Here is a 14,331-nt window from a genome sequence, read left to right as displayed (position 1 = left end):
CCTCGGATTTCAACTGAGGGGGAGATTAACTCCCCGGTTTTTCCGCCTGGACGCGCTCAGTGGCCTGCTGGCCTGTGTAAATGCAAAGCGCCGAGTTGAAGCCGTTGTAGGTAACGGCATAGTTGAAGTCGCAGAAGTAGGCGGGATGCTTGGTCGCAATGGCGTCGCCGGCCTTGCAGTGTTCTTCGATGGTCTCGACCAGGGAATCATTATCCGCCCCGAGGCAGGCATAGCCGGTGGTCTTGTCCTCGCTGCAGCCGGCGAGCAGTGCAGTAGCCGTGGCGACAGCCGCCACGATGAGAATGCGTTGCATGGGCTTCCTCCAGTGAATTAGTTGGGCCGAACGGAATTCGGCTTCGCTTATTCTCTGGGAAACCTCAGCGCAATAATCCTCTAATCCTGCAGGATTGTTGTCGGTTTAGGCACGACCTGGCGTCACGGTAATGCGAGTGAGTAGTGCGGTAGTTGGGTTCTCCTGAGCGCGGGCCACTATCAGGCCTCTACTCTCGAAGGAGCTACCACATGGCACGTCAGACACACATCCCCGGTCTTGAGCAGCTTCAGCTCAACGGCATCGCATACAGCTGGAACGCAACTATGGGGGAATATTGGTCTGAATCCGGCGACCCGCGCGTTCTTCAATCCGAAGAGATTCACGCCTGGCTTCTGGCGTTCAATACGAAACGCCCTTATTCCCCTGAGGGGCAGAAGATCGAGGCGAAAATAATCGCTCAGGATGTATGCTCGGTAACCGACCGCCCTCTCTTCGGCCTGCGCTTTCTGGACCACACTCGCGGCATCTGCGGCGATGTGCTCGTGTCGGAGGTCACCGCCGACGCCCTGATGGCCGAGTACGACGCCGGTCGATACCAGAGTCTTTGGACCGGGGCCTTCTAGCTCGCCAGTGGCGCGGAGCGAGGATTCTTGGGATTTCGGCAGTCACTGACAACATGGGGTCATCTTCTTCCCCGATCCGAGGAACCGCCCCATGAGTCATTCGCTTATCGCTATCAAAACCAGCTGCAGCGTCCCGGAGAAAATGCACGCGCAATCTGTGTTGGCAGGACAGGGACTCGTAGGTTGCCGCTATCCGCACACCATGACATAGGTTCCTCTGTCGATTCGGCATTTCTTCGAGGAGGTGCCAGCAGCACCGCCTGCAGAAGCCAGTGACTCCAAATTTGAAGAGCAGTACAGCGCAGCGATGGATCGGTTGGCAACGGAGTTCCCCAGCTCCGACACGCCGGCGCCAAGCCTCGAAGTGATGCAAGCCAGCATCACCACCATGCTCGATGACGAAGTAATCAGCTTCCCGACATTCGAGTCTTTCCAAGCCTGGTGGGAAGGACTCAACGCCTATGAAGAACTCGATACCGAGATGTCGGTGGCTGAGCATCTGCCGTTGCTGCGTATTGCCTACAACGCGCTCGTGCATGAAGGCGTTATTGCCGTTTAAGGCAGGTGGATTGCCTCGCCAAGTTGGGTTTCTCAGCGCAACACCGATTATCGAAGTGCCCGCCACTTCAGTACGGAGACACCATGAACGAAGTAATCAGCCAGAACGCCGAACCTGTATCGGCGCGATTCACGACCCATGTAGCCGGTGAGGTAGCGGTAGTTACGTCAGCCCTGCATAAAGCTGAGCGGTTCATTGAGGGCTTCGAGGATGACGCGGAGCAGGAAGGTATCGCGGAACTCTTGGCTGACCTACGAGCCGCGCTCCGGGTGGTTACTGGCGAGCCACACCCGGCGACAATTGCTGCCGAGAAGAACTACTGCGTAGTCTTCAGCAACTACACCGGCAACCTCATGGCCTGGGAAGGGACGGCGGATGAAATCCGCAAGTACCTGGGCAATCGTGAGATTGTTGGCGCACTTAGCGCCGTTGACGAAGAGTCTGCGATGGCCAAGTGGCGGTTGATCAACCACGGGAAGACTCGCGAAGGAGTGTGAGGCCATGCGCGTCCGTTCTAGCGCGGACCACCCGCTCATGGTTGCTACCGGGACTACGGCGGCGCCTGTTCGAAAGGAGCCATAATCGACATGACTGATCCGACCCAAACCCTGTGTACTGCCAAGACCGGCAGCGACGTGCTGAGCATCGAGCGCACCGGCCGTAAATGAGGGAAAACAGCCATGACGATGCGGACCTACCGCTACTTCGCTTGCACTAACGGTCACCAAGGCGAAGAAAAAACCAGCGAGAACGATCAGCCATATTCTGCTTGCTGGGAAAGTGTTTCGACTAAAGGGCTCAAAGGAGCCCCAAACGGCGGTTACCTATGCGCAGTATGCGGGGCGCCGATGGCCGAAGTTCCCAGGGCCGAGATGCCTAAACCTGATGCACTGTAAGCGGCTTACGTTGGAGATGGATTATGAGGAAGTCAAAAAGCGAGCGTCTGCAGATCGATGCGCTGATGATCAATATCAAGGCCGCGTTCGCGCTCGCCCTGATCGCGGGTGTTGGTCTTGTCTTTTCATTCGTTGGCTCGCCGATGGCTGAGATCGGCGGCCAGCTGGCAGCTAGTCGCCCACTTATGCTGATTGCGCTTGGATTCGCTGTTGTGTCGGTGATCCTCAGCGCCATCAGGATGCGGCGCTTGGGTGGAGCAAAGGGAAGGAGCTTGCAGTGAGGCGGGTATTTTCTTCTGTGATCGGGCTTGCGACGGTTCTTCTCGCCGGTTGCGGAGAGAGCAAACCCTTCCCCCGAGTAGATTTCCCCGTCGCGCCGGGACATTACGTGCAGTTCTATCAGGGGGCGGGAGCCAAGGTCTACACTGAGTTCTCCAGGGTGGATAAGGCAGGACAGGCGCAGTCCCTCGTTTCTGGCCTATGGCATGGCCGTTTCAACCTCAGCAACGGCGTAGAGAACGAAACGCTGTACCTGAACGAGTGCGGCATACTGGTCACATTCCACCGGGGCGATGTGGATGTGGTGCGCACCACCTATGACGTGAACTCCTACGTGCAGCGCGACGCCTGCCCGCTCAATCCGCTACCGGCAAACTGGATCGCCGTTGGCCCCGGCGCACTGATCGGGACAACCAAGTGAACGCCGCCGAAACCTACCAGATCACTCTCACCCGCGAGCAGCTGCAGTTGCTGTGCCGGGCGACCGAAACCTGCAGTCGGCTGGTCATGGGTCAGATGGATATGGCGTTGGATTACCTGCGCAACCGCGACGGCGAAATGATCAACGGCTATGAACTCACCCGTGCGGTGGAGGCCATCACCAAGCCCGCACAGGGCTTGGCACCCAACCAGAGTGGCGGTGTGGGCTGGCATGCGACCGGCGACCAGCTCTGGGACATGTTCACGCAAATGCGTCACCGTCTTGCCTGGGATTCCGCCATTTCTCAGGGGGTAATTTCTGCTGGCGAGCCGCGCAAGTGGCCTGAGATGGGGGGTGTTGCCTATGACGCCCCCACGACGCTGACCGGCGCTGGTATCAAGATCGAGCGCGTTACTGCCGATGACCATCAAGGTTGAGCTTAATGACTGCTGCCCTTGGGTTTGCCCTGTGCAGAGCTATGGTAGTCAGCAAAGATCGCTGAAAACGAGGTTTCGCAGATGAATGCCACACTTCCCAGCCTGGACGCCTTGCCTGTCATCCGGCATCCCTATGCGGATTACGGCCTGGATGAGGCCGTGCGCCTCGCTGTAGCTACCAAGCGCATACGGATGGAGCCGGAGCCAAAGAACTTGATCGAGGTGCGTGAAACCATCGAGGACATGGCAAAGCGCGCGAGCCACCTCTGGTGCACCGGCATGGCCGCTCTGGACGTGCTTGATGCCGCCATTGACGGCCGTGATCTGCGCCAATCCTGCCGTCTCTGCTGACGCTTAGTTCTGAGGCGAGAAAAACCCCGCCGAGGCGGGGTTTTTTTGTCACTCTTCATCGTCGCCAGTTACACCCAGCCGCTTGTAACTCTCCAGAACGCGGGCGCATTCGGAGGAGCCATTGCGCGTGCCGTCTGAGATCGCACCCTTCACGGACTCAAGCCCTGCCACGAACCCAACCAGCGTGCCGGCTTCAAAGCCTTCCTGAAATCCCTGCTCGTGCCCACGCTGTAGGCCGATCTCGAACGCCGTTCGCGCCGCAGCATCGACCGCCTTGGCTGCGAACTGATCGTACAGCTCTTCTTTCTTCATGCCATTACCTCGCTTGTGAACAGGCAGCGCAGGAAATCCACGCCGCCAGTGCCAGCATAGGGGCATCACTACCTGCCGACCAGCAGCGGCCGCGTGTCCTGCAAAATCAATCTTTCGTTCTGCACATCCTCACTTGGGATTCAAATGGTCGGCGGGAAGATTAGGTTCATCAGCTCGGTTTGCCGGGCGTTAATCCACCGGACCAGGGGCAGCATGATGGACCGCAAGCAAGCAATCGACTTTGCAATCCGCTCCGCACGCATCGGCGTGGACCAAGGTCAAGTCGCGGACTATCGCGACAACGTGCGCGACACCCTCAACGATGAAGGGGCCAGCGAATGGGATCAGATCGCGGATGACGCCTTCACCGCCGAGGTGGCGCGGCTCCAGCCGGACTACGACGCCGCAATGGCTTCTTGGGAAGAAGAACAGGACAACTTCGCCTGGGAGCGTGAGCAGAGCGCAGTTCGCCGGGCCGAGAATGGTGGATATCCGGTATAGGCGACACTTTCATTCGCTACGCACATGGGGGCTTCGGCCCCTTTCTTGTGCATGGGGCTGCGGCTTGGGTTCTAGGGCCATCGTGCGAAGCTGAGGCTATCTAAACCAGCACACCGCGAGGATACGAGCATGGCAGTCATCTGCGAATTCGGTACCGCCCCCGAGCAAGCCAGGGATGGATACAAGATTGTCGGACTCGTCTACGGGACCGATGAAGATTTGCTGGCCGAGTACAGCAGCCTCGATGTGCGCTTCGTCCGTGGCGCTGCGGTCCACGGGCAGCCCGGCGTCTGGGAGTTTGCTGCCATGCACCCGCCCAAGTCGGTTCAGGTCAAGCACTGGCAAGCCTACGGCGAGGGTGAGGCCAAGCCGGCTACGCATCAGATCGACATCGAGGACCAGCGAGGCGTAAATGGTCAGGTTTACCTAACCGTTGGCGCTATGGATGGCGCCTTGGATGACATGATTTCTGTCGTGGCCGAGGTCAACACCAACCCCGTGACCGGAACTGATGAGGTTCCCTGTGTGCATGTATCGTTCGACGATGATGCTATGGCCTTCTCGCTGTTCAAAGTGGGCGACAAGATCCTGCTGCGCCTGGAGAACGATGTGACGCTCACACGCACGGAGTCGCCCACCGGCCCGCTGTTCGTTGTGGGATGACCGAGCACCACGCCGGCATGCAACGGGTGATCGCGGTCATCGGCACCGCAGGGCGCGATAAGCAATTCCCAATGGATATTTCCCACTGGGAGTTCATTTGCCGTGCGGTCAGGTTCTATGTGCGACCCGGCGACCATCTCGTTTCTGGCGGTGCTGCGTGGGCCGATCATGCAGCAGTCTGGGCCTTCAATGAGGGCTTATCCGCCAGCCTGACACTGCATCTTCCTGCGCCATTCGAGGCGAGTTTTTCCGGTGGCAATGGCACCAGCGGCGGTGCAGCAAACCATTACCACAGGCAATTCAGCCGGGCGATCCGGCGAGACACGCTAGCCGACATCCAGGAAGCGATCCTCGGTGGCGCGCAATGCACCTACCAGGCCGAGTGCAAAGGCTATGCAGCGATGTTCGCACGCAACCGGCTCGTGGCAGAGCAGTGCACGCATGTGCTGGCCTTCACTTTCGGGATGGGCGCTGAGCCGGCCGATGGCGGTACCAAGGCCACATGGGACATGGCCGGACCTGGGAAGATGCGCAGGCATGTCAGCTTGAAGCCGCCCTAGCAGCTTGGGTTTTGCGGGCCTGGCCGTAGCCTGAAGCCATCTCCCCCGCTTCCCCAGGACAGCGCCATGACCATCACCGATATCACTGTTCAATCCGCCCGCCTGGCGGCTGCTGAAGCGCAGTTCTGCACAACAGACTTTGGCTACCGCAATACGGCCGTCGAGCCGTGGCGAGAAGACGGAGCCAAGCTCGTGCGCTTTGTCCAGGCCGAGCGTAACGGACAATCCAGCCTGCTTGAGTACAGCGTTCTGTTTGCCCCGGACTCGGCACGGGTTATCTGCTGCCGAGTCTTCGACTTCACCGAAGCGCTGGCCGAAGATGACGACTGGGTGCCGATGTTCAGTGCGTGGCGTAAGGGCGGATGGTACGTCTGGAACATCGCGCGGCCGGAAGGAGGTTGCGGCTGCGTCAGTCGCAACTATGCGGACGGAAAGTGGCGGATCGTGTGCGACCCGCGCCGCGACGAGCCGGGAGCGCCTGGCGACTTCACCTACGCATCGGGCACCGAGGCGGCCAAGGCCGAACGTGCTCTGATTGCCGAGCAGGCCCGCGCGCTGCTGCACAAGGCCCGCTGCAACGAGTTACCCCCTCATCTGCTCAGCGCGCGCCTGGTGTGCGACAAGCACGGGTACCAGGATTTCGATATCGAAGGCCACCCGACTGTGCATCGTGCATGCGTGCCCAACGGTATTCGTGTGGGCCAGCAGTTCAATGTCTATCACGGAGAAGGCATGAAATCCGGGGCAATCTGGACCGGGACCCTCGAAGGCTCCCTTCGCAAATTTGCGTGCTGCTGAGGGTGTCATCATGTGCTTCCCACGAAAACCCAGCCTGGGGCGCTACAGTGGTACCAGAGCTGAATGGCAATGTGCATACCGTGCTGCCCGAGTGGCAGCTGGCCAAGGCTTGCCTGCTAATCCGGCGTATTCTGGCCTTCAGTGGAAGGCCCAGCTGATAGTGGCATATGAGCGGCCATCTCTTGACCCCCTCGCCTGCTCGGTTCTAGGCAGGCTCGCCGCTTATCGGATCATTGAAGAAATTGTTTCGGATTGAACGCAAGGCTGTCGATACCAGTGAAAGTTATCTCTCTGGATGGGACGCCTTACCATGCTCGATATCGCATTTGATGCACAGACATACCGCACTTACAGAAAGCGGCTCGAAGACATTGCGGGCCTTTCGGTGGCTATCCCTGAAAGGGAGGTGTTGCGCGCAGTAGGCGACGGTCTGCCGGCGTCGGTGATCGATCAGTTGTCAGCCAGTCGGCCCCTGGCTGCGTATGCACGCCAGATCCGCCCGAAGGGGGCCTGCTTGGGCCAGAAGGAAAGCTATGTCGCCTTCGAGCTGGCTTTCGTGTTGGCTTTGGCGCAGGCGGTTCTCGGCAATGCCGAAGCTGCTGATCAGTGGCTTGCTACTCCGAGCGAGCAGCTGGGCGGGCACAGGCCCGCAGAAGTATTTCACCACGACAACGGCGCGGCCCATCTGACCGTCTCCCTGATCCGAAGCGCCCGATAGTCCGCTCTGCCGGGCAGCATCTGCGGCCACTGCGAAGCTGGCCCGGCCTCTTTCGGGCTTGGGTTAGCGGCGCTTCATGCGAATCTGAGTTCAGTCCAAACAGCTCAGGTAATCATGTAATGACTCAGGCAGCCCGCACTTACAATCACGCTTACACCATCGCCTTCAGCGTCTCCGGCTCCAGGTGTGAAGACGGCGAGGATGTGACGGCGCAACAGATGGCTGATGCGCTGAAGCTGCGTGTTGATGATCTGATGGCGAAGGGGCACCTCTTGCATGCTGTCGGGTCGGCCTATGATTCCTTCTGTGAACAAGACTGAATCGGTCGATCTCGACATAATTCAAGCTCCCCGCTTTGCCTGGAATATCCGCAGGAAGAACCATGTCTCGTGTAATTACCGACTTTGAGCAGCACCTGCTCAGCATCATTCAGCCTCTGCACGCGGCCAAGTGGCAGGCCGACTATCGCTGGTTTGACCTGGAGCGCTCATTGGCCAGACTCGCCATAGATTATGGTGGACTAGACCTTTGCCCGGATTTCCAGCGGGGCCATGTTTGGTCCGCCGAGCAGCAGCGCCACTTCATTGAAAACTGCCTCCGCGCTGTAGTCCCCACCAGCGCATTTCTGATCCAGTTCAATTGCTCGGAATGGGGTGATCCTGATCCTGAGTCGGATCTGCCGGTTGGCCTGCAGTACGATGGCCTGCAGCGCTACACCGCTGTTACCGAGTTCGTCAAAGGCAATGTCAAACCGTTCGGATTCACTGCAAACGAGCTAGCCGGTACCCAATTTTCCCCGAAGCGGATGTGCATGAAGGTGGCCATTCACGGCTTCACCAAGCGTGCGGATCTGCTGTCGCAGTACCTCGCCTTGAACGCAGGTGGAACGCCTCATAGCGCAGAGGAAATTGCCCGCGTGCGCGCCCTGCTGGCCGAGGCCCAAACTGACGGCGCGACTGGCTAACCAAGTGGCTTCAGCTCAGGCGCTTTATGTAGTGGAGCGCCGGTAATCCCGACTCGCTCGCACAGATGGGCGTCGGTTCGCAGAAGCGCTGTTCGGCGACGCGGTTAGATGGACAGTTCAGTCGTCGGCCTGGTCTTTGGCCAGTATCGCGTTAAGCACGGTTTCGTCATCGTCGAAGTAGCCATCCTCAGCCAGCCCCAGTTTCCCATCGAGGACGACGCAGACGGCTAGTGCGGCTTCCGTTGGATCAGCACCATATTCACGAATCACGCGCTCGATCTGCTTGCGCAGAAGATGCGCGGGCTCCACCTGGCCTACGCCACGCTCAGCACCCGGATCAGGAAGGCTCACGGGGCCGGGGGAATCAGCCAAAGGGTTGGCATTGACGATTGCGCCGGATGTGGTGCGGAATTTCATTTCCATGCTTTGTCTACCTACTCGGTTCGGTTGGAACGGCCAATTGCCGCTACACGCTAATCGAAGCCCGACCTGCTGACTGGTAATGGTTTTCCTAAAGTCCCCTTGGTGGTACTGGACCAAGGCTGATATACAGCCCGCGCCGCAGTTGTTCATGGGTTTCTTCTGGGGATGAGTGCGAGCCAGCACCATAGAGCAAAGCAGCCTGTTCAATGAGCATTTCTGCTTCACGGGCAGCTCCGTATTCATCGTCACTGACCACATACACATCGCAGAGGACGGTGAGCCTATGAAAGAAGCCACCTGGCGGCAGCTCCTGCCGACATTTCCAGGCATACAGTTCTTGGCACAGGGCGCTTAGATTATTCGCTAAGAACTGCTTAGCCGCTTCTTGGTGCTGCTGCTCAGGCTTTGCTGGTGACATGGCGTTTTCCCTCAACTGGCGAGCTGTTCGGTAAAGGGGTTCCAAGCCGGAACCCCCGATTTTTCCGGCAAGCTGGCAAAGCCAGTATTGGTGCGGGTCGTCGCTAAACAGTTGTTTTACGGCACTGGTACGCCATTGGCTGAAATCCCCGGCTTGCACAGCCAGAACATGCGCGACAAACCATGTCGGATAGTCTCAGCAGCCGGAAACTTCGCCTGCGACCTTTTCCGACAGAATTTTCGGGGATTCCGGCTTACAACCCCGTAAACGTCGATTTCAGCGCCGCAAGGTGATTAATCGCGGCCTGCAAATTCACCGTTGGATTGCGCACAAACGCCGGTTTGCCTATGTATGTTTTCAGGGACTGAGCAATGCTGTCGCAGTAGCTGATGACCTTCGAGACATTACCAGCAGCAAGGTATTCGCCCATGAATTCAAAGCTGATTAACGTATCCGAGAGGAACATAACGTCTTCAGGTGCGAATTCTTCCAGATCGCTGCCGCTTTGGTTGTATGCGGTGTACATGCGGATGGCGGTTGCTACCTGGCCGGTGAAAATGAGAATTCCCGCCAAGTGTTTTGTCTGATCGCTCATACCTAATCTCGATTTCGCGGACGCGAAAAACGCGCCCTGGTACTGCCAAAGCCCGCACGCAGCGGGCTGATGATCGGCGGTAGTTTTCCTACAGCTTTACGTTGATTGCGAACACCTCGACCGGCTCTGCGCCGAAGTGTGGATGCGTGATAGTAGTCACGCGGTATCCTTTCCAGGGCAGAGACAGCCGGCGCGTTTCATCGGCGCGTGCTGGGTAGCCCTTCGTCAGTTCAATGCGGTCATAAATACGGCCCTCCAGACGCTTGCGCCAGTACGGCGTCCGCAGCCGGAATTCCTCTGGCTTGTTGCCTGCCTTGATCGCGTCGAAGTACTCACCCTTGAGGGCCAAGGTCAGCGTGGCCATGTCCGATTTCCTATGCCTCAAGAGTGGCTTGTGGAGCTTGGGTAAAAAGCATCTTCTTGGCCTCGGCCATAGGTACTTGCTGGATTGCCATGCCGACGCATTCCATTTCATTGACCCAAGCCTGACTGTCCTCGGCGCTGATGAGGCAAGCCCCCTCGACATAGCCGGAGGACGTAGCTGGCAAGAATATAGTTTGACACAATAGCCCCTGGAAACACTGGGCTTGAGCGTTCTCTTCAACCCTAACTCCGACAATATAGTTTGACACACGCCATGGCCTGTATCGAATACGAGCAGATCATGCAAACAATATAGATTGACACAAGCTTGCCAGCGGCCGCGCGAGTGATCGCTCAGCGGCCAAGAATAATCAAGTTTTTGTCTTCCCGACCATCGGACTCCGCTCCAAAAGCATTTTGGGCAAAAGCGATTAATCTTCAAGAGTTGATCGACAAATGCAAGGGGACCGTATGAACGTCTTGGACTTGCTCAACCCTGCGGTCGACAGGGTTCGTCGTGCCGGCGAACTGTTGTCCGCTGAATGGCATCGCACCGGTGGCCCTAGAGGACACGGGGACAAGGCAGTTATCGATTCTCAGATTGAAGTTCAGCTACGTTTGGAGTTACTCAATCTTCTGGATTGTGACTTCTGGGGCGAGGAAACCGGTTCCCACATGGCGGGCCATGAGTTCTGCTGGGTAGTTGACCCGAATGATGGGACGCGAGATTTCTTGCAGAAAATCCCTGGTTCTGCGATTTCAGTTGGGCTCCTCCATAATGCAAAACCAATTCTCGGGGTCGTTTACGCACCGATAACGCTAGATCTCGGTGAGGACTGTATCTATTGGGCAGAGGGGCAAACGGGGCTGATGCGTAACGGGCAATCAGTTCACGCTCCACTCGGCCAATTAACGCTGGAGCCTGGTAGTGCAGTGCTGGTGAGCACTGCCGCCGCCGGCAAACCAGAGCTCAACGCAGAGCTCTGTGCCCCAGCAGAGTTCATACCGATGCCCAGCGTAGCCTATCGTCTTGCCCGCGCTGCTGCAGGTGATGCTCTGGTTGGTACATCTTTAGTCCCCGTGTCCGCCCACGATGTGGTCGGAGGACACGCGTTGCTAATCGGTGCGGGTGGCGTGCTACTTAATCAGGATGGTGAACCGGTCTCTTATGAATCCGAAGACCGGATGAGGGAGGTTTGCTCGCGTTGCTTTGGTGGAGCGCCACAGGCGTGTCGCGAGCTCGCCACCAGGGATTGGAGCCGCTTGTTCCAGCAGTCATGAGGCTCCATCGTGACTACCGTCGGGCCTGCAGACGCTCAGCCTGTTGCCGCTCCCGAATCTCAGCCTGCTGTGCAATCACGGCCTGGATCTGGGCATAGAGCTGGGCATCTTCGTTGTCACGGTCAGCAACCGTCACAACCAGTGCATAAGGTTCTTTCTCCAAGACGTCTGGATGATTCCACTCGCGATCTTGCCTGATCACCACTACAAACCATTTTTCATCGGGATTGCGCCGCCGGAACGTCCAGCGTGAAGACTGAACGGTGCCGCGGCTTCGCTGCTGAGCCGTAATTTCACGATTGCCTGTTGCATCATCGTTGCGCGAATCCACATCCGCTTTTTCGGCTTGATTGAAGTGCTTCTGGACCTCTTCCAGAGATGCACCTTTGACTAGGCGATAACTGATCTGGGTCGCCAGATATTCGATCCTGGTCGTACGAACTGCAGGCGAATACGCCAGCGTGACAGTGAGCTCGCGGGTAGCAAGGCTTTTGCGTAGAAAGTCAAGAGGCAAAGGCAATTCGACAAACTGGCAGGAGTCCTTTTCGATAGTCTGCTCCGAGACCAGGACGACGGCGTTATCTGATGAGCGAAAGAGGTCACCCTCATTCACCTCTCCGTAGCCGGCTACATCCCTCGCCACTTCACGATGCAGCGTACTTTTGTCCGCTTTGTAGGCGTTCGTAAAATCTTCAGAGAATGTCGAAGCAACCTCATCAGGCAGAGAGGCTTGATTTACCAGCATTGCTCGGAGCAAATTCGCAGAGGCCAAGGGGTACTCGTTCAGCAAGCGCCCGGCCAAATGGGTGATGTAGGGAGCAGCCAAACTAGTCCCGCTGACTTCCTTGAAGATCGTGTTGCCCACGAACTCATGGTTAAACGTCAGTACACCCAGCCCCCTTGTCGCCAGGCTGATGCAACTGACGCATTGCCAATGGTTGCTGCTGCACAAAACTGCGATAGCTGGCCGTGAACTGTGAATAGGCGATGCCGTCTGGCTCGGTAGCCCGCCACTCACGCCATAGCAGTTCCAGGGTGACGCTGGGGTTACGCATTTCCGCATGCACCCAGTTCCAGTCGGGACAGGCTTTCAAGCGGAATCCGTTGAACGGCTTGATACCCAAGCGCTCATAAAGCTGCTCGTCGCTCCAGCCGGCTAATTGATCCACATCGAGATCGATGCTTTCCAAGTGGCGGCACAAACGCTTGAGGCTGTTGCGCGAAAGCCCAGTGCTATGAGCGATTTCGCGTGTTGATAGACGTGTGCCATAGTGCAGGCGCACGGCCTCGCGCAGCAGGCGCGGTTCAATCCTGACTCTCATCCATACTCCCTCGTGCCCCGTGGGCGGGGCGCTGAACGGCAGGCAGTACCTGCCCCTCGGCCTTGACAGCCGATAGAAGGACGCTGAGAATTCACAAGCGTTGAAGGTACTTATGTCATCTAGAAAAAGGCTCGGAGTTGCTGCTCCGGGCCTTTTTTGCGTCCACAGTTTTTGTTGCTCGCATGACCTAATCGATAGCGTGATGTCCTGTAGTCTTTCTGGGCCTTAGCGGTCGTGGCTACCGGATACACCAGCCTGCGCGGCCAGCCAGCGCTCGACCTCCTGCTTGAGGAACAATCGGCGGCGGCCGACGCGGAACGAAGGCGGCATCGGCAAGCCCATGCTCAGTCGGTTGCGCGCCGTATGCTCAGAAATCCTGAGAATCTGGCTCACCTCCATGAGTGTCATCGTCTCCACCGTCATCCCCTTGCCTGCACTGCAATATCCCGATAGCGCATGCTAGGCAGTTGGTGGATGCCCAACTACTAGCCAGACTGGACACTTGATTTTGCCGCTCTACCTGGACGATGAATTTCTCGACTCTTTCGTATACGAGGACGTGGCGGTTGCCCTCTGGGCAATCAGGCTGCACGCTGCTGACATAGCTGTTACGCCCGCAATCGCACTGCGGCTGATCAGGCAGTACCTACAGCCACTGATCCCGCCTGAGCATTGCTATGTGCTTTATGGGCAGCGCATAGCGACCTGGAATGGCATCTGGGGAATTTATGCCGATCTGGGGTGCTGTGTTGGCAAGAGCAACAACCCCCAGCTGTTTGAAGTAATGAAGGCAGTGGAGCTTATTCATCAATACACGACCTGGCCGCCAAGGGAGTACACATTCCCTACTGTCATTGAGGTCACCTACTTCCTCAGCATGTGTACTCAACTGAAGATTCCCGTGCAGAGTCATTTGCGCTTGGAAAATGGTCAGCGAGTTGATCCGTTCAGCTTTTGCACGTTGTGTTGGCGGCAGCCATTACCAGGACGAAAACTCTGTGCACACCACTCTCCCCATGTTCCGCTCCAGGATGAGGTCGGAACGCAAGCTGCGGCGGCACGCTACAAGTCAGGCGTTCGCCAAAGAGAGCGGTTCGATAAGGCGGTAAATCGCATCCTGACCAAGGAAGTGACGGAGTTCCATGAAGGGCTCTTCACTCCCGTGGTGCTGTTCCCCGAACAGGGCATTGCGGCCTGGCTGACTGAGCGTCGCCCGCTGTTGTGGCAATTGCTCGGTGAGCGGCAGCAGGAACTCAGCGATGGGAATGCCATGAGCATGCTGCTTGATCTACTGCACAGCCCTGATGGCCTACCGCCCAAGGCCCACCAGACTTACCGTCTGATTAATCAGCACCTGCATGAGCATCCGCTGCTGATTTGGCCAATGCTCATACGGGCCGAGGGCTGGCACCGATGCCGAGAAGACGTGCGGGGACAATGGGGTGGCAAACGCTCTGGTGCAGGGCGTCCTGTACAGCCGTCAGCTACTTCGCCATGTACCGATCAACAACCGGGCGTAGCTCGCGGTTGCGCTGACCATAAGTCTCAATGACCTGCTGATAGACCTTCACGT

General features: G+C 57.8%; 24 protein-coding genes and 1 pseudogene. 16 read left to right on the top strand and 9 right to left on the bottom strand.

What is annotated here, in order from left to right:
• Positions 1-25 precede the first annotated feature (25 nt).
• A complete protein-coding gene (locus GQA94_RS22075) occupies positions 26-313 on the bottom strand; it encodes a hypothetical protein (protein ID WP_040138030.1) in 288 nt (95 codons plus the stop codon).
• Between the two features lie 209 nt (positions 314-522).
• Here GQA94_RS22075 and GQA94_RS22070 point away from each other — a divergent pair, with 209 nt between their 5' ends.
• From GQA94_RS22070 to GQA94_RS22040, 7 genes are all read left to right on the top strand, one after another.
• On the top strand, positions 523-897 hold the full coding sequence (locus tag GQA94_RS22070) for a hypothetical protein (RefSeq protein ID WP_040138028.1): 375 nt from the start codon (positions 523-525) through the stop codon (positions 895-897).
• Positions 898-1,204: 307 nt separating this feature from the next.
• Complete coding sequence (locus GQA94_RS22065) at positions 1,205-1,456, top strand: hypothetical protein (RefSeq protein ID WP_044316242.1); 252 nt, start codon at positions 1,205-1,207, stop codon at positions 1,454-1,456.
• 83 nt (positions 1,457-1,539) lie between these two features.
• On the top strand, positions 1,540-1,953 hold the full coding sequence (locus GQA94_RS22060) for a hypothetical protein (RefSeq protein WP_044316241.1): 414 nt from the start codon (positions 1,540-1,542) through the stop codon (positions 1,951-1,953).
• A 422-nt stretch (positions 1,954-2,375) separates the two neighbouring features.
• Positions 2,376-2,633: a hypothetical protein gene (locus GQA94_RS22055; protein WP_040138021.1), complete on the top strand. Its 258-nt coding sequence runs from the start codon at positions 2,376-2,378 to the stop codon at positions 2,631-2,633.
• The gene (locus tag GQA94_RS22050; protein ID WP_040138019.1) at positions 2,630-3,052 is read left to right on the top strand and encodes a hypothetical protein; all 423 of its coding nucleotides are present in this window, start codon (positions 2,630-2,632) and stop codon (positions 3,050-3,052) included. The genes GQA94_RS22055 and GQA94_RS22050 overlap by 4 nt, the downstream gene beginning before the upstream one ends.
• The gene (locus tag GQA94_RS22045; RefSeq protein ID WP_019406418.1) at positions 3,049-3,489 is read left to right on the top strand and encodes a hypothetical protein; all 441 of its coding nucleotides are present in this window, start codon (positions 3,049-3,051) and stop codon (positions 3,487-3,489) included. The genes GQA94_RS22050 and GQA94_RS22045 overlap by 4 nt, the downstream gene beginning before the upstream one ends.
• Before the next feature lie 81 nt (positions 3,490-3,570).
• Positions 3,571-3,840 (top strand): hypothetical protein, encoded by a 270-nt coding sequence (locus tag GQA94_RS22040; RefSeq protein WP_019406417.1) that lies wholly within the window; start codon positions 3,571-3,573, stop codon positions 3,838-3,840.
• Positions 3,841-3,888: 48 nt separating this feature from the next.
• On the opposite strand, the gene GQA94_RS22035 is transcribed toward GQA94_RS22040, so the two are convergent.
• Entirely contained in the window at positions 3,889-4,152 is a 264-nt protein-coding gene (locus GQA94_RS22035) for a hypothetical protein (protein ID WP_019406416.1), read from the bottom strand.
• Positions 4,153-4,368: 216 nt separating this feature from the next.
• Here GQA94_RS22035 and GQA94_RS22030 point away from each other — a divergent pair, with 216 nt between their 5' ends.
• The 7 genes from GQA94_RS22030 to GQA94_RS22000 all read left to right on the top strand — a co-directional run bounded on the left by GQA94_RS22030 (position 4,369) and on the right by GQA94_RS22000 (position 8,356).
• Positions 4,369-4,653: a hypothetical protein gene (locus GQA94_RS22030; protein WP_158190217.1), complete on the top strand. Its 285-nt coding sequence runs from the start codon at positions 4,369-4,371 to the stop codon at positions 4,651-4,653.
• A 129-nt stretch (positions 4,654-4,782) separates the two neighbouring features.
• On the top strand, positions 4,783-5,316 hold the full coding sequence (locus tag GQA94_RS22025; RefSeq protein WP_063541562.1) for a hypothetical protein: 534 nt from the start codon (positions 4,783-4,785) through the stop codon (positions 5,314-5,316).
• A gap of 17 nt (positions 5,317-5,333) precedes the next feature.
• Complete coding sequence (locus GQA94_RS22020; protein WP_158190216.1) at positions 5,334-5,876, top strand: hypothetical protein; 543 nt, start codon at positions 5,334-5,336, stop codon at positions 5,874-5,876.
• Positions 5,877-5,942: 66 nt separating this feature from the next.
• Positions 5,943-6,674: a hypothetical protein gene (locus tag GQA94_RS22015; protein ID WP_158190215.1), complete on the top strand. Its 732-nt coding sequence runs from the start codon at positions 5,943-5,945 to the stop codon at positions 6,672-6,674.
• Positions 6,675-6,984: 310 nt separating this feature from the next.
• Entirely contained in the window at positions 6,985-7,392 is a 408-nt protein-coding gene (locus GQA94_RS22010) for an antitoxin Xre/MbcA/ParS toxin-binding domain-containing protein (protein ID WP_019406411.1), read from the top strand.
• Between the two features lie 119 nt (positions 7,393-7,511).
• Positions 7,512-7,712 carry a hypothetical protein gene (locus GQA94_RS22005; protein ID WP_019406410.1) on the top strand — a complete coding sequence of 67 codons (201 nt, stop codon included), beginning with the start codon at positions 7,512-7,514 and terminating at the stop codon, positions 7,710-7,712.
• 62 nt (positions 7,713-7,774) lie between these two features.
• Complete coding sequence (locus tag GQA94_RS22000; protein ID WP_044316239.1) at positions 7,775-8,356, top strand: DUF262 domain-containing protein; 582 nt, start codon at positions 7,775-7,777, stop codon at positions 8,354-8,356.
• Positions 8,357-8,473: 117 nt separating this feature from the next.
• Here the strand turns inward: GQA94_RS22000 and GQA94_RS21995 are convergent, their stop codons facing one another.
• The 4 genes from GQA94_RS21995 to GQA94_RS21980 all read right to left on the bottom strand — a co-directional run bounded on the left by GQA94_RS21995 (position 8,474) and on the right by GQA94_RS21980 (position 10,156).
• Positions 8,474-8,779, bottom strand: a complete 306-nt coding sequence (locus tag GQA94_RS21995) for a hypothetical protein (protein WP_100218732.1) — start codon at positions 8,777-8,779, stop codon at positions 8,474-8,476.
• 88 nt (positions 8,780-8,867) lie between these two features.
• Positions 8,868-9,197 carry a hypothetical protein gene (locus tag GQA94_RS21990; protein ID WP_125869313.1) on the bottom strand — a complete coding sequence of 110 codons (330 nt, stop codon included), beginning with the start codon at positions 9,195-9,197 and terminating at the stop codon, positions 8,868-8,870.
• Positions 9,198-9,450: 253 nt separating this feature from the next.
• Positions 9,451-9,792 (bottom strand): hypothetical protein, encoded by a 342-nt coding sequence (locus GQA94_RS21985; protein ID WP_063542781.1) that lies wholly within the window; start codon positions 9,790-9,792, stop codon positions 9,451-9,453.
• Positions 9,793-9,880: 88 nt separating this feature from the next.
• Positions 9,881-10,156 carry a hypothetical protein gene (locus GQA94_RS21980; protein ID WP_019406406.1) on the bottom strand — a complete coding sequence of 92 codons (276 nt, stop codon included), beginning with the start codon at positions 10,154-10,156 and terminating at the stop codon, positions 9,881-9,883.
• A gap of 470 nt (positions 10,157-10,626) precedes the next feature.
• Here GQA94_RS21980 and GQA94_RS21975 point away from each other — a divergent pair, with 470 nt between their 5' ends.
• Positions 10,627-11,436, top strand: coding sequence for an inositol monophosphatase family protein (locus GQA94_RS21975; protein WP_158190214.1), 810 nt, complete (start codon positions 10,627-10,629; stop codon positions 11,434-11,436).
• Between the two features lie 13 nt (positions 11,437-11,449).
• Here GQA94_RS21975 and GQA94_RS21970 read toward each other — a convergent pair.
• The 3 genes and pseudogenes from GQA94_RS21970 to GQA94_RS21965 form a co-directional block, all read right to left on the bottom strand.
• Positions 11,450-12,337: pseudogene (locus GQA94_RS21970) on the bottom strand (S8 family serine peptidase); the annotation flags it as partial.
• On the bottom strand, positions 12,312-12,758 hold the full coding sequence (locus tag GQA94_RS23310) for a hypothetical protein (protein ID WP_199270181.1): 447 nt from the start codon (positions 12,756-12,758) through the stop codon (positions 12,312-12,314). The pseudogene GQA94_RS21970 and the gene GQA94_RS23310, both read right to left, overlap by 26 nt.
• A gap of 225 nt (positions 12,759-12,983) precedes the next feature.
• A complete protein-coding gene (locus GQA94_RS21965) occupies positions 12,984-13,166 on the bottom strand; it encodes a helix-turn-helix domain-containing protein (protein WP_233270284.1) in 183 nt (60 codons plus the stop codon).
• Between the two features lie 100 nt (positions 13,167-13,266).
• Here GQA94_RS21965 and GQA94_RS21960 point away from each other — a divergent pair, with 100 nt between their 5' ends.
• Entirely contained in the window at positions 13,267-14,310 is a 1,044-nt protein-coding gene (locus tag GQA94_RS21960) for a hypothetical protein (RefSeq protein ID WP_158190211.1), read from the top strand.
• Positions 14,311-14,331 lie beyond the last annotated feature (21 nt).

It is taken from the genome of Stutzerimonas stutzeri, assembly GCF_009789555.1.
GTDB lineage: Bacteria > Pseudomonadota > Gammaproteobacteria > Pseudomonadales > Pseudomonadaceae > Stutzerimonas > Stutzerimonas stutzeri_R.
The sequence above is the reverse complement of the archived record's forward strand: the minus strand, read 5'-3'. Positions and strand labels throughout refer to the sequence as shown.

What these genes read in the sequence shown, in the direction of transcription:
- GQA94_RS22075 (WP_040138030.1), bottom strand. Translation starts at nt 313, where the DNA reads ATGCAACGCATTCTCATCGTGGCGGCTGTCGCCACGGCTACTGCACTG.
- GQA94_RS22070 (WP_040138028.1), top strand. Translation starts at nt 523, where the DNA reads ATGGCACGTCAGACACACATCCCCGGTCTTGAGCAGCTTCAGCTCAAC.
- GQA94_RS22065 (WP_044316242.1), top strand. Translation starts at nt 1,205, where the DNA reads ATGGATCGGTTGGCAACGGAGTTCCCCAGCTCCGACACGCCGGCGCCA.
- GQA94_RS22060 (WP_044316241.1), top strand. Translation starts at nt 1,540, where the DNA reads ATGAACGAAGTAATCAGCCAGAACGCCGAACCTGTATCGGCGCGATTC.
- GQA94_RS22055 (WP_040138021.1), top strand. Translation starts at nt 2,376, where the DNA reads ATGAGGAAGTCAAAAAGCGAGCGTCTGCAGATCGATGCGCTGATGATC.
- GQA94_RS22040 (WP_019406417.1), top strand. Translation starts at nt 3,571, where the DNA reads ATGAATGCCACACTTCCCAGCCTGGACGCCTTGCCTGTCATCCGGCAT.
- GQA94_RS22035 (WP_019406416.1), bottom strand. Translation starts at nt 4,152, where the DNA reads ATGAAGAAAGAAGAGCTGTACGATCAGTTCGCAGCCAAGGCGGTCGAT.
- GQA94_RS22030 (WP_158190217.1), top strand. Translation starts at nt 4,369, where the DNA reads ATGGACCGCAAGCAAGCAATCGACTTTGCAATCCGCTCCGCACGCATC.
- GQA94_RS22025 (WP_063541562.1), top strand. Translation starts at nt 4,783, where the DNA reads ATGGCAGTCATCTGCGAATTCGGTACCGCCCCCGAGCAAGCCAGGGAT.
- GQA94_RS22020 (WP_158190216.1), top strand. Translation starts at nt 5,334, where the DNA reads ATGCAACGGGTGATCGCGGTCATCGGCACCGCAGGGCGCGATAAGCAA.
- GQA94_RS22015 (WP_158190215.1), top strand. Translation starts at nt 5,943, where the DNA reads ATGACCATCACCGATATCACTGTTCAATCCGCCCGCCTGGCGGCTGCT.
- GQA94_RS22010 (WP_019406411.1), top strand. Translation starts at nt 6,985, where the DNA reads ATGCTCGATATCGCATTTGATGCACAGACATACCGCACTTACAGAAAG.
- GQA94_RS22005 (WP_019406410.1), top strand. Translation starts at nt 7,512, where the DNA reads ATGACTCAGGCAGCCCGCACTTACAATCACGCTTACACCATCGCCTTC.
- GQA94_RS22000 (WP_044316239.1), top strand. Translation starts at nt 7,775, where the DNA reads ATGTCTCGTGTAATTACCGACTTTGAGCAGCACCTGCTCAGCATCATT.
- GQA94_RS21995 (WP_100218732.1), bottom strand. Translation starts at nt 8,779, where the DNA reads ATGGAAATGAAATTCCGCACCACATCCGGCGCAATCGTCAATGCCAAC.
- GQA94_RS21990 (WP_125869313.1), bottom strand. Translation starts at nt 9,197, where the DNA reads ATGTCACCAGCAAAGCCTGAGCAGCAGCACCAAGAAGCGGCTAAGCAG.
- GQA94_RS21985 (WP_063542781.1), bottom strand. Translation starts at nt 9,792, where the DNA reads ATGAGCGATCAGACAAAACACTTGGCGGGAATTCTCATTTTCACCGGC.
- GQA94_RS21980 (WP_019406406.1), bottom strand. Translation starts at nt 10,156, where the DNA reads ATGGCCACGCTGACCTTGGCCCTCAAGGGTGAGTACTTCGACGCGATC.
- GQA94_RS21975 (WP_158190214.1), top strand. Translation starts at nt 10,627, where the DNA reads ATGAACGTCTTGGACTTGCTCAACCCTGCGGTCGACAGGGTTCGTCGT.
- GQA94_RS23310 (WP_199270181.1), bottom strand. Translation starts at nt 12,758, where the DNA reads ATGAGAGTCAGGATTGAACCGCGCCTGCTGCGCGAGGCCGTGCGCCTG.
- GQA94_RS21965 (WP_233270284.1), bottom strand. Translation starts at nt 13,166, where the DNA reads ATGACACTCATGGAGGTGAGCCAGATTCTCAGGATTTCTGAGCATACG.